The organism is Halalkalibacter okhensis (genome assembly GCF_000787375.1).
GTDB classification, from domain to species: Bacteria; Bacillota; Bacilli; order Bacillales; family Bacillaceae_D; genus Halalkalibacter; species Halalkalibacter okhensis.
The window spans coordinates 25779-40930 of record NZ_JRJU01000039.1; the positions used below are offsets into that span (position 1 = coordinate 25779).

The 15152-nt window shown below is 38.5% G+C and carries 13 protein-coding genes; 3 read left to right on the top strand and 10 right to left on the bottom strand.

Features of this window, described 5'->3' with window-relative positions; translation table 11 throughout:
- Positions 1–241 precede the first annotated feature (241 nt).
- The 8 genes from LQ50_RS19915 to LQ50_RS19950 form a co-directional block, all read right to left on the bottom strand.
- Positions 242–622, bottom strand: coding sequence for a hypothetical protein (locus tag LQ50_RS19915; RefSeq protein WP_034632665.1), 381 nt, complete (start codon positions 620–622; stop codon positions 242–244).
- A 191-nt stretch (positions 623–813) separates the two neighbouring features.
- Positions 814–2811 (bottom strand): TRAP transporter permease, encoded by a 1998-nt coding sequence (locus LQ50_RS19920; protein ID WP_052144884.1) that lies wholly within the window; start codon positions 2809–2811, stop codon positions 814–816.
- A gap of 6 nt (positions 2812–2817) precedes the next feature.
- Positions 2818–3267 carry a DUF1850 domain-containing protein gene (locus tag LQ50_RS24500; RefSeq protein WP_052144885.1) on the bottom strand — a complete coding sequence of 150 codons (450 nt, stop codon included), beginning with the start codon at positions 3265–3267 and terminating at the stop codon, positions 2818–2820.
- 78 nt (positions 3268–3345) lie between these two features.
- Positions 3346–4362 (bottom strand): TAXI family TRAP transporter solute-binding subunit, encoded by a 1017-nt coding sequence (locus LQ50_RS19930; RefSeq protein WP_034632668.1) that lies wholly within the window; start codon positions 4360–4362, stop codon positions 3346–3348.
- Positions 4363–4521: 159 nt separating this feature from the next.
- On the bottom strand, positions 4522–5874 hold the full coding sequence (locus LQ50_RS19935; RefSeq protein WP_034632670.1) for a sigma-54-dependent transcriptional regulator: 1353 nt from the start codon (positions 5872–5874) through the stop codon (positions 4522–4524).
- A gap of 12 nt (positions 5875–5886) precedes the next feature.
- Entirely contained in the window at positions 5887–7866 is a 1980-nt protein-coding gene (locus tag LQ50_RS19940) for a transporter substrate-binding domain-containing protein (RefSeq protein WP_052144886.1), read from the bottom strand.
- A gap of 717 nt (positions 7867–8583) precedes the next feature.
- Positions 8584–10446 (bottom strand): hypothetical protein, encoded by a 1863-nt coding sequence (locus LQ50_RS19945; protein WP_034632673.1) that lies wholly within the window; start codon positions 10444–10446, stop codon positions 8584–8586.
- Between the two features lie 79 nt (positions 10447–10525).
- Complete coding sequence (locus LQ50_RS19950; protein WP_034632675.1) at positions 10526–10795, bottom strand: hypothetical protein; 270 nt, start codon at positions 10793–10795, stop codon at positions 10526–10528.
- Between the two features lie 560 nt (positions 10796–11355).
- Between LQ50_RS19950 and LQ50_RS26350 the strand changes: the two genes are divergently transcribed.
- The 3 genes from LQ50_RS26350 (at position 11356) to LQ50_RS19960 (ending at position 12579) form a co-directional block, all read left to right on the top strand.
- A complete protein-coding gene (locus tag LQ50_RS26350) occupies positions 11356–11484 on the top strand; it encodes a hypothetical protein (RefSeq protein WP_272913740.1) in 129 nt (42 codons plus the stop codon).
- A 414-nt stretch (positions 11485–11898) separates the two neighbouring features.
- The gene (locus LQ50_RS25255; protein ID WP_152608266.1) at positions 11899–12096 is read left to right on the top strand and encodes a hypothetical protein; all 198 of its coding nucleotides are present in this window, start codon (positions 11899–11901) and stop codon (positions 12094–12096) included.
- Between the two features lie 105 nt (positions 12097–12201).
- Complete coding sequence (locus LQ50_RS19960; protein WP_034632681.1) at positions 12202–12579, top strand: hypothetical protein; 378 nt, start codon at positions 12202–12204, stop codon at positions 12577–12579.
- Positions 12580–12893: 314 nt separating this feature from the next.
- Here LQ50_RS19960 and LQ50_RS24505 read toward each other — a convergent pair whose 3' ends face one another.
- Positions 12894–13400 (bottom strand): EccA family type VII secretion system protein, encoded by a 507-nt coding sequence (locus LQ50_RS24505; RefSeq protein ID WP_052144887.1) that lies wholly within the window; start codon positions 13398–13400, stop codon positions 12894–12896.
- On the bottom strand, positions 13354–15152 hold a 1799-nt coding region (locus LQ50_RS19965), incomplete at its 5' end, for a right-handed parallel beta-helix repeat-containing protein (protein ID WP_152608267.1). The genes LQ50_RS24505 and LQ50_RS19965, both read right to left, overlap by 47 nt.

Here is a 15152-nt window from a genome sequence, read left to right on the forward strand (position 1 = left end):
TCATCAACAATCTCAGTAACGTTTATATCCCTTGATTCTTGCCCTTTTACAAATTATGTCTAATTAAACTTCTTGCAATTGCTCTTGGCTTAATTTACTTATTTCCATCATCTAACCTCCACTCACCTTTTATCAAACAAATCGTATTCCACGACTATAGTTATACGCTCATTGTAGTTCTTTATAACGAACTAGTCAAGTGGGTCAGAGGGACAGGTCCCTCGTCCCAATCCCTGCTAATTTACCATTGAACTCCATAGGAACTTTGAAACTGTTCAGCCAATTGAGGGTGTTCGGTAAGACTAATAGCATCTAATACTGTCATGTTATTTTGATAAACTCTAACTATATACTCTTCACCGTCAGCCTTAACTAAATAGAATTTCCGCAATTGTGGAGAAGCTTCTGTTCCAACATATTCAAAAGATAATTCACTGCTCGGACTAAGGACTTCAACCATATTTGCTTCAAGTGTACTTTTTTGCTGTGCATTTGCAATTGAAATCATCCCAGCAAAAAACAATAACGAAAAGATAAAAAAACCGACCATTCCTTTAGCAATACTTCCTTCATTACCTGTGCCTGTTATAACGTTGGATTTTCTCTTAACCTCAGTTTGCATAAAACTACACCTCCTATGCTATTTTACCAATTAAATTCCAATCAACCCGTTTAATTTGTTATATTTCACACAATATCCTTATTTTGGAATGAACTAACGCAACGCTTATTAAACAGCATCATAACCTTTTATAAAACACCGACATGACAAATTTAAGAAGCACGAGATCCAAAATCTCGTGCTTCCCTCTCCTATTCTAGTGGGACAAGGGACCTGTCCCCGCGTCCCTCCGCGTCCCTCATGCCGCCTTTCCTCGCCGATCCTCGCCATTGCACTAACACAACGATCGCGATGATCGCAAAGCCTGCTAGATCTAGTATCCAATTTGGATTCATGAATAACAAAGAGCCTCCAAATAATAATAGACGTAAGAACCAATTCATAGTCGTGAAAAGATACCCTTCTGCCGCCGTTCCTAGCATAATAACGCCTGTGACTGCTGTTATGACAACTAATAGTCCTTCTAGGAAGGTCGTATCGATCAAGAGTAGTGAGTTATTGTAAACAAACATATATGGGACAATAAACCCTGCGATGGCTAGTTTCATTGATAAGAAACCGGTTTTCATCTGATCTCCACCTGATATCCCTGCAGCTGCAAAAGCGGCTAAGGCAACGGGTGGTGTGATGTTGGCAAATAAGCCAAAGTAGAAAACAAATAAATGCGCAACGAGTGGTTCAATGCCAAGTGTGATGAGAGCCGGTGCAGCCATCGTCGCCGTAATAATATAGGTTGGAATACTTGGTAAGCCCATCCCAAGAACAATACAGGCAATCATGGTGAACACAAGGGTTAAGAATAAGCTTTCCCCACCTAGCGTGACAATCCCATTTGCTAGTTTCAAGCCAAACCCAGTCATGGTGGCTACACCAACAACAATTCCAACACACGCACACGCAATCGCTACTCCTACAGAGGTTCTTGCCCCTTGTTCTAATGCATCAATAATATCTTTCAGTGACATTCTTGTCGTTTTTCTTAACATCGCCACAACAACGGTAATAATGATCGTCAGTAAAGCTGAATAAATAATCGTTCGGCCACTAAAGAAAAGCATATACATCAGGAACATAAGCGGGATAAGGAGATGCCCGCGCTCTTTTAAAACTTCCATCACTCTTGGTAAGTTATCTTTAGAAATCCCTTTTAGTCCTTCCTTAGTCGCACGTAAATGAATCTGAACAATAATCCCTAAATAGAAAAGCAATGCTGGCAACAATGCCGCTAGCGCAATTTGACTGTACGGAATCCCGAGTGTTTCTGCCATAATGAACGCTGCAGCCCCCATGATAGGTGGCAAGATTTGTCCCCCAACAGAGGCTGCTGCCTCCACGGCCCCAGCAAAATTCCGGCTGTAGCCAATCTTTTTCATTAATGGAATCGTAAAAGACCCCGTTGTTACAACATTGGCAACCGCTGCACCGTTAATGCTCCCTAAGAAACCGCTCGCAATAACCGATACTTTAGCGGGGCCACCACGCGTTTGACCCGCAATGGCAAGGGCCATATCATTAAAAAATTGTCCCATTCCTGACTTGGATAAAAATGCACCAAATAAAATGAAGAGGAAAATGTAGGTTGCCGAGACACCGATCGCTGTTCCATACACCCCTTCTGTCGTCACATACATGAAATTGACAAGCTCATCCCATGTGTAGCCACGGTGACGGAAGATTCCCGAAAACTCACGACCATATAAGCCATATAAAAAGAAAAGCACCGCCATCGTTGGTAGACCCCAGCCTGTGACACGTCGAGACGCCTCGAGGACAAGCAAAACCAACATCGCCCCAAATAATAAATCAAAATTATTCGGCAAGCCGCCACGATTCACAATTCCCAAGTAATCAACAAATATATAAACAGATGTTGACACCGCCATGAGAGTAAACATGACGTCATACCAAGGAAGTTTCGTTCGACTGGCCTTTTTAAACGGCGGGTATAATAAGAAAATTAATGCTAAGATAGCCGCAACATGCAAGGAACGATGCTGTAGTGTTGCTGGTGTACCAAAGTAAGATGTATACATATGATAAAGCGATAATGAGATCGCAATGATGGAAACGATGATTGCAACCGTCTTGTTAGAAAAATTTCGAAAGCGTGATTCTGCATCGTATTTCTCTAACACTTCTTGTTGTTCTTTTGTCATTTGAGGTTCATCCAATGGTGAACGCTTTTCCATGACAGGTCACCTCTTTTCTACAAGTATTTCCATTCGTTCATGGTGGGGCAGGTCTTCCGCATCAAAGACGAGTTCATTATTCATCTCAAGCTCAAAATCAACATTTTGTGAATGAATCCATCGAAACACTGGTAATCGCTCATCAATCCCTCGAATGATCACTTCACCATCTTCTACGGTCATGGTTCCTTTTTGATGAGGAACACCTGCACCAAATGATTGAAAGGCCGTTTCTATTAATAAAAGCTCTCCTTCATCGGTCAATTGGTAGGTTTCACGCCAAGGTGTTTTTTCTACGGAATGAATCCATTTGATGGTGAATGTATCTTGAGCACTCAAATGATTCACTGTGTTATAGACTGTTCCATCTTCTTGGCTTTGAACAATGAGGGTTAGTTGATCCGAGTCCCCACAAGCCGATAACATCAACACAATTAAAATGAACCAGCTTCTCATCTCTCAAAACCCCCCGTTCATATGAAATAGAGACTGACTCATGTTACCAAACGATCATGAGTCAGTTTCTTGTTTTTACTAGTCTAATGCGCCAACTTCTTTAAAATAACGCTCTGCTCCTGGATGGAATGGAACAGGCATCCCTACATCAACTGTTTCTAACGTAATATCTTTTGCCGCATTATGAGATCCTTGAATTTGCTCAAGATTTTCAAACAATGTCTTCGTTATTTCATAACCAGCATCTTCAGAAACGTCATTGGAGAGTAACAATAAATTGGTGATCGCAGCTGTTGGAATATCCTCATCATTTCCGTAAGCTCCTGCAGGAATCAGTTCACTAGAGAAGAACGGATAATTTTCAATCAAATAATCCATCGCTTCGCCTTCAATCGGAAGGATCTTAGCTGTGTGGGTTGTATCTAGGTCAATGACAGTTGCATTGGGAACACCACTTGTTACAAACGCTGCATCGATCATTCCGTTTTTAATTTGATCAATCGCTTCACTGTAAGATAAATAATCTTCATCAATATCTTCATAAGTCATCCCATGAGCTTCAAGAACCATACGTGCGTTTAACTCTACTCCAGAGTTAGCAGCACCTACACCAATGCTTTTTCCAGCTAAATCAGCAATGCTCTCAATTCCTGATTCCTCTGTGGTAACCACTTGAACAAAATTTGGATACAAACTCGTTAATCCTCTTAAAGAGTCGATAGGCTGTTCTCCTTCAAAGGCATCGCTTCCTTCATAAGCTTGTAACACAGCATCTGCCATCGTAATAGCAAGCTCTGCTCTTCCTGTATTGATCAGGTTAATATTTTCAACCGACGCACCCGTTGCTTGAACGGACGAATCAATTCCAAGTTCTCCTTCAATAATATTTGAAACGGCTCCACCGATAGGATAATAGACTCCAGACGTTCCACCGGTTGCTACCGTTACGAATAAATCTTCTAACTCCATATCACCCGCTTCACTTTCAGCTTCCGCTCCGTCCGTTCCCTTAACGTCCTGACTTGTAGTCTCTTCTCCACATGCCGTTAAGAAAAGAAGCGCTGACGCAAAAAACAATGTGTATAATTTCTTCATACTAACATCCCCCTAAACCTTTTTGTTTTTCATCTTGTTAAATGCAATTGTCATGCCAACTTTATAAAACACATAAATGCATGCACTATGTAGAAAGCGCATACATTTATTTCGTTTCAAAACCGGCAGAAATTGCCGTCCTGCAAATTTTGCCGGCTTTTATTGTTCATATTGCTTTAACTTATCTCTTAATCCACGCTCACTTATCTTCAGCATCCGAGCCGTATTTTTGCGATGACCATTATTTTCCTCAAGCGTTGCTAAAATGAATTGTTTTTCCATTTCTTTTAAAGGAATACCAACAAAATCTATCAGTGTAACTCCATCTTTTCTCTCAAACGTATCGTTTGATCTAACTTGTTGCGGAAGATCTAAAATCTCTATAAACTCATCATCTGCAAGCACCATGGATGACTCAATAATATTGGAGAGCTCACGAATGTTGCCTGGGTAGTCATAATTGAGTAAAACCCGATTGGCTTCTTTTGTTAAGCCTTGTACCTCTTTGTTCATCTCAGCATTAAATTGCTTGATAAAATGCTGAATTAAAAAAGGAATGTCTTCCTTTCTATCTCTTAAAGGAGGCAATGGTATTTTAATAACATCTAAGCGAAAATATAAATCCTCACGAAATTCGCCGTTTTTTACGGCTTCTTCAAGATTTTTGTTTGTCGCAGCAATCACACGCACATCTAAATTGATTTCTTTATTTGACCCAAGCTTTGTGACGACTTTTTCTTGTAGGACTCGCAGCAGCTTTGCTTGTAGAGAAAGGGGCATGTCTCCAATCTCATCTAAAAAAATCGTCCCGCCGTTAGCAAGTTGGAATTTCCCTTCTTTACTAGAAACCGCTCCCGTAAAAGCCCCTTTATCATAACCAAATAATTCACTTTCAAGGAGCTGATCAGGAATCGCCGCACAATTAACGACTTCAAAATGAGATTTTTTGCGTTTCCCTGAAAAATGAAGTGCTCTTGCCACGAGTTCTTTCCCCGTCCCGCTTTCACCGACGATTAACACATTAGAGTCGACTTCTTTTACTTTGTTAATCAAATGAAAAACAGAAGCCATCGATTCACTTTTACCAATAATTCCTTCAAAGCTATATTTCTTCTCTAATTCTTGGCTTAGAAAATCAACTTGATCATTTAAGCGCTGATAATGCAGCGCTTGTTCGATGATCGAGTAAAGCTCCTCAATATTAATCGGTTTTGTTAAATAAGAATACGCTCCTTCCTGAAGTGCTCTAACTGAAGTAGCAATCGTTCCGTACGCCGTAATCATGATAACGACGGTCTTCGGACTTACTTCTTTTATGTTCTTCAATACTTCAAGTCCATCTACCCGTCCAATTTTTAAATCTAACAAACATAAATCGTGTTTGTCTTCTTCTATCCACTTTAATCCTTCATGCGGATTGGTTGTTGTCACTACATCATATTGGTCCTCCAAAGCAAATTCCAAAGACGAACAAATGGAAGCCTCATCATCAATTACGATAATCCGTTTCATCCTCTCACCCTCTTAGTCTTTTTTTGAAAATGTTAATGTAATGGTTGTCCCTTTCCCTTTCTTGCTATCAATCTCTAATTTCCCTTCATTTTCATGGACATATTGGTTAGCGATCGCTAAGCCTAGACCAGTGCCTTTTTCTTTTGTTGTGTAGAATGGCTCTAAGGCTTGTACTTGCTCGGTTTCGGTCATGCCTTCCCCTTTATCTGACACTTGAATGACAATCGTCTCCCCTTTTTGGTAGGCGATTAAGTTAAGCACCAAATCACTTATTTCACCTTCAGAACTCATAGCATCTAAGCTGTTAATAATGAGGTTAATAATTACTTGCTTCAATTGATTCGAATCGGCCTCAATCCAGATTTCCTCTTCTGTTTCACAATGTAGTGTGATTCCTTTATTTAAAGCCGTTCGCTCAAATAAAATCGTGCACTCTTTCAAAATGGAAGAAACATCGAGCAATTCTTTATTCAATTGTTTAGGTTTCGCATAATCGATTAACCCTTCAATCAATTGATTAACGCGCTCAATCTCTTGCGGAACATACGTCGAAATTTCTTTTTGAAAGCGTTCATTGTTATATTTTCGTGGAATTAGCTCCGCAAATGTCTTAATCGATGTAAGCGGGTTGCGGATTTCGTGGGCAATTCCAGCGACCACTCTGCTTAGAGCTTGGTTTTTTTCTTGTTCAAAAATTTGCATACGAAGCTTTCGTTCTTCTGTAATATCTTCAAATGTAACAATGAGTCCATTTAAGTGCTTTTCAAAATCATACAATGGATACACATAGTAACGTAAATAATATGTAACCTGTTCATTTTTCTCCCAGACCGCTTCTTCCCCCAAAAATGAGTTTTTCGTTTTAAACACTTGAATAAAGCGGTCTTCTATCAGTTTTTTTAACAATCGTACTTGTTCATAATGAAGTCCGACCACTGGATCGACTTCCCCTGATATCTCAACCGCTTGCGTATTAAAGGACGTGATCATCCCATCTTGATTCACCGTCGCAATCCCACGCGGGCTACTATTTAATATTTGCTTCTGGAATTCGTCGCTATTTTTCGTTTGTTCAATTTTCTCTTGAAGTTTGCTATTCATTTCGTTTAAGACATGGGTTTTCTTCGCTACTTCTCTTTGCAATTGTCTGTTCCAACGTATCCCAAGAAAGAAAAGAACAATCGCTAAAAAAAGCAAAGATCCTATAATTTGAATTACAATCCAGAGAAGGCCCGTTAAATCCTCCTCCATTTCAAGCCATTCCTCATAGATGGCACTGTAGGTACCATCGCTTTTCATCTCACGGATCGACTGATTTAACTGACTGAGTAATGGATAATCCTCTTTTTGAACAGCCATTGTATAATCAATCGGAAGTAAATAGCTTCCGACAATTTTATAATCATCCGCTCTTCCTGTTTCCTCTAAGACATATTGAGCTGTAACCACATTTCCGACAAAGGCATTAGCCCGACCATGAAACAATAATTCGAGTGCGGTCACCTGATTGCTCGCAACATGATACTGAACATTACGAATATTACGTAGAAACTCATACTCAAGTGTGTCACTTTGAAGAGCAATCACAGCATTCGGTAACTGCGCTAACCCTTCAATGTCTTTCTCATCTTCATGAACAAGCAATCCAATCGATGTCCCTAAAATCGAATCAGAAAAATCCATTATGTTAGCATGATTTTCATTAAAGTAGGCACTTAATAGAATATCAATCTGCTGATCTTGCAGCAGAGCAATCGCTTCTTTTTGTGGCATAGGAACATAGGTAAGATCAGCACCTATGCGTAACGCCACCTCATTCATGATGTCGACCGCAAACCCAACAGGCTCTCCATCTTGACTAAAGTGGATAGGAGGAAAATTAGGATCATAACCAACGACAAGGTTGGTTCGGTTGGTTTGTGCCTCTGTTTGGGCAAAGGTTGCTGGAAGAATTAAAAACAGAATTATAGCGATAATAGAAATTCTTTTCATAATGTATCCCCTTACAATGGGACGGGGGGACAGGTCCCTCGTCCCATCTATTGCATGAATTAGATGTGGATATCTACATCTTGACACGAAGAATTTCATCGGACAGCTGTGTATATCTCATAAAAGGTGGATAACTCTCTGTATAAAGAGAAGGTTATCCACCCTTTTGTTTGAACGTGTTATTTGTTTAGACTTCCTTCTACTTATATATATCTATAAAATGTAACACTCATATACCTTAATCAAAAGTTGTTATAACTAGTTTAGCAGAGCTAATCTTTGCCATCTACCAAAAATTGAAATTAAGAGACCCGTATCCACGTTCCCCTATTGGCTTGCTGTCCAATATTCATGTTATTCTGTCCAAACTTGCCACTTTGCTGTCCAAACTCGGACATATTCAATCCAAACTATGCCTTTTGCTGTCCGCCCCACTATATGGGACGGAAGGGACAGCAAAGCGTTGTGTAAAACACAAAAAGGCAGATTACCCTTTGCACAAATACATGGGTCTCCACCTTTTAAAGCCTTATTGGTTTGTCAACACTAAACAAGAACCGAATACCACCTATTAGCGCTTCATTGAAACTAGCAAATGCACCTGTATCTATAATGGCATCAATGAGTTACATCAGCACGAAACCATCTCACCGCTCTTGGATCGAGGGACCCTTGACCCTCCTATATAGGGGACAACGCACCTGTCCCCTTATGTCCCTAGTCCACAACCATCTCTGTTCCATTCCAAAATAATCGACTCTCTATCCCCTCTTCGTCGTAGATAACAAGGCTATCCCCATCCATTTCAAAGCTATTAACAGGATGGTAATGCTCATCAACTGCATCATAAAGTATCTCAATGGTTTTGCCATCTTTGCTTCCTATTAGTAAGAAGAAAAAGCTCAGCATCGCTCCCCCATCTGTTCCGCCAATCATTACTTGTTTTGTTGAATCTCCTAGGAAACTATCATCTAAAAAATATTGTCCATAAATAAATTCCATTTCGGTATTGAATAATTTATCCCAACCCTGTCCGTTATAGCCATATACTTCAATGATCGTTATTGGATGACTTCCTTCTTCATCTAAGAACACAGCCAAGATTTCTTTTTGCTCGCTTCCTGTGATAGAAAGATCAAGTAAGTCAACGACTGTCAATCCATTGGATTGAGCATTTTGTGCTAATTGCCCAATCATTTCATTAACTTCTTTTGTTGTATTTTCATACCCGTAATTGTCTTGCTCTTCTTTGATGTTAGTAGTTAGAGAATCGATAAATTCCTGACTGTCTCCTTCAAGTGTCAAATAAATGGAGAGTTGATATTCTTCCAAAAACCTCTTAAAATCATCATGTTCATCCTCTCCTTCATACCATGCTTCTGCCTTATAAGCTAAAGCCGAAAGAATAGTCGCTATATAAGCGGTGCCCTTATTCATTTCATCTGGAGTCAAATAAATTTTAGAATTAGTCGATATATCTTCGTAATGCTGATCTGATTCCTCTACGTTAGCAAGAAACCTCTGTAATCGTCGATAATCAAGCGGTGCTTTCTCTTCTAACAGAGACAACGCTGTTTCGACCTCTTCTTGGAAATCCAAACTGCCATTAACCATAATTTCCGTTTTATTAGGGTAATCCGGAACATAATTTCCATCTAATTCGATAATCGTTCTTTGTAAAACATACCTAGTTTCTGTTTTTGACCAGATAAGAACCCTATTACCATCTGTCTCAATTTTATCGATTAACAGCCCCCCATTGTCTATTTGTAGCGAGTTAAGTAACGGTTCTAACTCTTCATTTAATAATGTAATTTCAAACGTACGGTCTTCTAAATTCTCAATAATTTGATAAATACGCATACGATCATCAATCACATGATAATAGTTTTTGGTGTCATTGCTTTCAACCCGAATTCCGTCATTTCTTCTCCCATCCACATAATTGTCTATCGCTACCCAATCATTTTCTAAGTTAAACTTTTGCTTCGTTTCAGTATTAACAAAATCTGGTGGAGGACCACTTTCAAGGAACATTTCAATTTGATTAGGTTCCTTAAACGGGATGAATGCACTTCCGTTGTCGACGATTAACCCAGCCCCCATTGTTGAATTGGCTCTATGAACAATTTCATCTGACGCTGTATAAATTTTGCTTATTTCGGTTGTTCCGTCAAGATTTAGTTGGTAATTGGTAATATCAAAAGTATCTCCTCTATTCTCGATATAATAGAAATTATTATGATGTAAAAAGTTGGTCGTTGGATATTCAATTTGAAATTCTAACTCATTTTCAACAAATAACCATTCCTCATCCCGCAAAGCTGAGATCGATTGGGACGTCCCATTCCTATGATTAAAGTATGTGACACCATCCGATGTACTGTATGCTATAAATGGGTCTGAAACTTCAATTGGCTTTTTCTCTTCTACAACAACAAGCTCTACTTTTTCTTGATTCGCATTCTTGCTCTGATTTGACTTTGCCCCGCCCAAGTCTTCTTCACCACTAGATGTTATCTGACTACAACCAACTATTAGTAACATCGTTAACGTTATGCTGAGGATTTTTTTCCTCATCCTGCACACACCCTTTACCTTTACATTTTTATTATTAACAAGCGAACCTCAATGGTTTCTAATCACCCAATACTTACATCTAGACATCAATCTCAAGTATTAGCCGCTTATCCATCTTGTCTCTTTCGTTAACAGGAATTTGTGAAACTCTATAATCCACTGAACTTATAAGATTCTTCACGATATTTCTTATCGCCCCTGCATTTCCAAAGTTTTTATCCCTATTATAATAAAGACTATCAATTTGTTGTTTCAAAGCATAATTAGCTTCATCTGATAATTTATATCCTAATTCTATTACAAAGGAATGCGCGATCATCAACAGTTCATCTGGCTTATAATCTTCCAACTCTAATCTACGACCAAACCTTCTTGACAACCCTGGATTACTTTATATAATTTCACTTGATTTTTCAGCAATACTTTACTTACATCATTGACAGTTATCGTCGTTAACAATGATTTGGTCCATGGTTTTGGTGTGTTTTTAAGTAAAGAAGCAAATGTTGATTAACGTGAAGTAACGGATTTTCAGCAAACCTCTACTAAAGATAAGGTTTATTTGGTAATTATAGAACATTATACTTGTTCTTTTTTGAAATATAAACAATTTATAGTTAAAATCTACCAATACTTTAAATTTTTATCTATTTATTTAGGTAAATTGAACTAACCATAAGCAAACAACAGGATCTCATCCTGAAAATAGCAAGTTACCCAACTATTCAATTGACATTATTATGTTAAAAGTTAAATTACTTAACCTAGCAACCAGTCGTCTATATCAAAGATCCTATTTTTTTACATATTTATCAAAATCCTGTACTAAATACATACATTTAAGTGTATAATTTTACCTGTAAAAAATTTCCTGATATTCCATAAAAAATATATTTAAGGAGGACATTCATGCCTGAATATCATGTAAAGACAGATGGATTTGGTAAGGTTGTAGAAGTTCATGAGGAAGGACACCTACTTCCCTTATTAGGAATAGCAGGAGTTGTTGCAATAATAGCTTTATTTGGAGGTTTTTAGATTATCTCTATTTTAATTACTTCTGGACAATCATACTAGCCTTTATATTCGGTACGATCTTATCAGTGGTAACTCTACTTATTCCAGCGTTAATGGCTCCATTATGTATTAGTAGGCGGGTATACTATTGGGACGTAACCCCACTTTTCACATTACTCATGCTTACTACCATTATCTATGTAACACCGATATTTGATAATGTCTCAGGTTTTGGGTACTTATTTTTTGGGGCTTATCTTGTAGTACTTATGCCTATAAGTGCGATTGCCTCATAACATATTTAGTAGTGCTAGTGGAAGCTTTACAGAAAATTTATATTTTGATCAGAACACGAATTATTTGTTTGGTGAAAGTAGCGGTAGGACCATCAAGAGGCTAGATGTAGTTACAGCGGAACCTCTTTATGAGAATGGAGTGGATAAAACAAGCCAAGCAGAAGGAGATTTAATTATAGGTCAAGGTACAGATACTCTATACCTTACAACAAATAATGCGCCTTATCAAACAACTACTTTACATGCTTATGATTTTGATTTAAACCCTCTTGGAGAGTCGTTAACCTTTGATGAACATTTAACTCATCATCTAGGGGTAAACGTAAGGAAAAAGTGAAGACGCCGTAATTGGTATTGAGTTAAATTGACCATGTAATTGTCGGTATTAAATGAGTTGTAAGTGTAGAGGTATATTGATTTTAAAAAACTTGGAGGTGCTACTATGCAAACAGTTGTAAATAATAAAACACAAATAAATACTGGTAATAATGTAAGTATTACTAAAGGGATTATTGGATTTATCGTTGTTTCATCTTTATTTTTCATTGGAATGATTTCATTTGCGAGCGCTCAACAAAAGAGTACACTTGAGGCTAACATGATTGAAGCAATCAATCCAAGTAGTAGTGATTTAACATTTGAGTATGTGGGTACCGAGGCGAATCCTCAATTACGAAAGTTTTATTTAGCCCAAGCTGATGGAGAAGAGTTTATTGTTAGAGTTTACCAAAATAATAAAACCGTATTAGATGCTTTTAGTCTAACAGAACACCCTGAATTAGCGCAGAAGTTTCAGGAAACCTATGAAGTTAAGTGGTAAAGTATATGAACACAAGGGCGGATTCTTGTGCTTCCACGATTATTTATATTAGACAAATTTAATAATCTCATGAAAGTCTGGTCAACGCAACTACATACCGCATGAAGAGCGATTGACCAGAATTGAATGTATCAAAAAAGAAGTAACCACCCATTTCATGGTAAGATAACGGGGCGGTTACTTCTTTGTTTTGGTAACTAGCGCGACAATTGCTACGACAAAATACATATATACCTAGGTGTAAGAGGGAGGGTATCAGTCAGTCGGGAACACGAGACCCGTCCCCGCGCTCCCCCCTTGACTCACTTGACTAACTAGAAAATATCCTCCATCAAAATGGTCTTCATCTCTATTTGAGTACGTTCTTCTTTTGGTTTTTTCGCAATTCTGTAGTCCAAATTCTTGACGGCTTCATTTATTAAATTCCGAGCAAATCCAGCATTTCCAAATGTTTGATCCCGAACTTCATAAGCTTCTTTGTAATATGTGAAAAGACTGCTCGTTGCTTCTTCATCTAACGAATACCCTTTTTCCTTCAAGATTAATTGGCTTATCTCCATTAATTCAGTTGGAGAATAGTCCTCAAATTCAAGATGGCGTACAAACCTTCTTCGTAGACCATCATTGCTATTTAAAAATTGTTCCATCTTCTCTTTGTACCCAGCTACAATCACGATAAATTTGCCACGGTCATCCTCCATGCTTTTCAATAATACTTCAATGACTTTATGTCCTGGGTCACTTTTACCGTATTGAGTCAGTTGATAGGCTTCATCAATAAAAAGCGTTCCCCCCCATCGCTTTCTTAATGTATGAAGCAACTAGCCGTTCACTTTCACCTTGATAAGCACTGATTAGTTTATCTCGATTAACCTCAATCAAATCTCCTCGCTCTAGGATTCCAAGAGCCTCGTATATCTTTGAGATTATACGAGCTACCTCTGTCTTCCCGGTTCCAGGGCTTCCTAAAAGCAACGTATGAGGAGAAAGTTCCTCAAGGTTTCTTCCTTCCTCCCTATAGAAGCGAACAAGTGTGATGAGCTTCTCAATTTCCCTCTTCACTTCATTCATGCCGACCATCCGTTGTAACTTTTGTAACGCTTCAAAAAGCAACTCCTCGTTAATTGGTAGATCAAACAATTTTTCTTCCTCTTTCGGTAATACAGCTTTTACATCCTCTTCTGTTAAGGTTAATAAAAATTCCCTCGTCCATTGATCTTTCGGTATTTGCCGGCATCTTTGTGCCTGAACCTGAAGCATCCCTTCAACATAATTACGAACAAGACGAGCATTCGAAAACATACGATCTCGCTTTCTCCATAACGTTGTGAAATGTTTATGCAAAAGCTCCACTGCACTTTCTGAGAGACTTCGCTTTTTATCATTGGCCATTTTGTTGGCAATACGGACCAACTCATCTGGCGTATAATCTTGAAGTTCAAAAAACTGTGTAAATCTGCTTTTTAGACCTGGATTCACCTCTAGGAACTGGTGCATCTCTTGGTTGTACCCAGCCACAACAACTATAAATTCCCCTTTTCTGTTTTCCATCTCTTCTAGTAAGAGGGCTAGCGCCTCAGGACCAAAATCATTATTTCCCCCCTTGTTTGTCAACTCGTATGCTTCATCTATAAACAAAACGCCACCGATTGCTTCATCGATTTTCTTCTGTGTTTTTGGAGCAGTTGAGCCTATATATTCTCCTACTAATTTTTCTCGATTCACTTGAACGACATGACCTTCTGTTAAAAGCCCCATCGCCTTATACAGCTTTCCTAATAGATTAGCAACCGTTGTTTTCCTTGTTCCAGGATTGCCATAAAAAACCGTATGTGCTGCCCCTATATCCTCTGCTGCTTCGATACCGAATTCAGTTAGGTCTTGGTTAAATTGTACAAATTCAATTGTTTTTTGAATTTCTTCTTTAATGTTCTCCATACCAATTAAAGAATGTAATTCAGCCAATACTTCATCTAAACTTGGTGAAGAGGGGGACGAGGTAGCCCCTACCAATTCCGTTTCAATCGACTGCCTTTGCTCCTGTTGCCTCTTAACTTCAATAATAGTCGGGTTACTATCTTCTGAAACAACAAGGTCTTGTTCTTTATTTTCATAAATCTCACAATCTTCAATTGTGCCAAGCCCCTTGTTGTTTATCCAAATGCCCGATTCAGCACTTTTGTAAATCTTGCTTCTTGTTATAGTAGGGTTTCCTTCATTATCGATATCCACATTACCTTTCGTATTGCTATAAATTTCACAATCCTCAATCGTTCCAAGTCCCTTTTCTGTTACCCATATGCCACTTTCCTCGCTCTCGTAAATCTTACTCCTCCTAATTACCGGATTTCCTTCACTTTCAATTAGAACATTCTCAGATCTGTTTTTGAATATCTCACAATTCTCAATGGTTCCCTGTCCGTTCTCTTTTACCCAAAGTCCTATATTTTCGTTGTCGTAAATCTTACATTCCCTTATCATGGGATTTCCTTTCTTTTTAATGACAACGCTTGGATTCTTCATTTCGTAAATCTCACAATGCTCAATTGTACCTCGGCCTTGATTGCTTACAA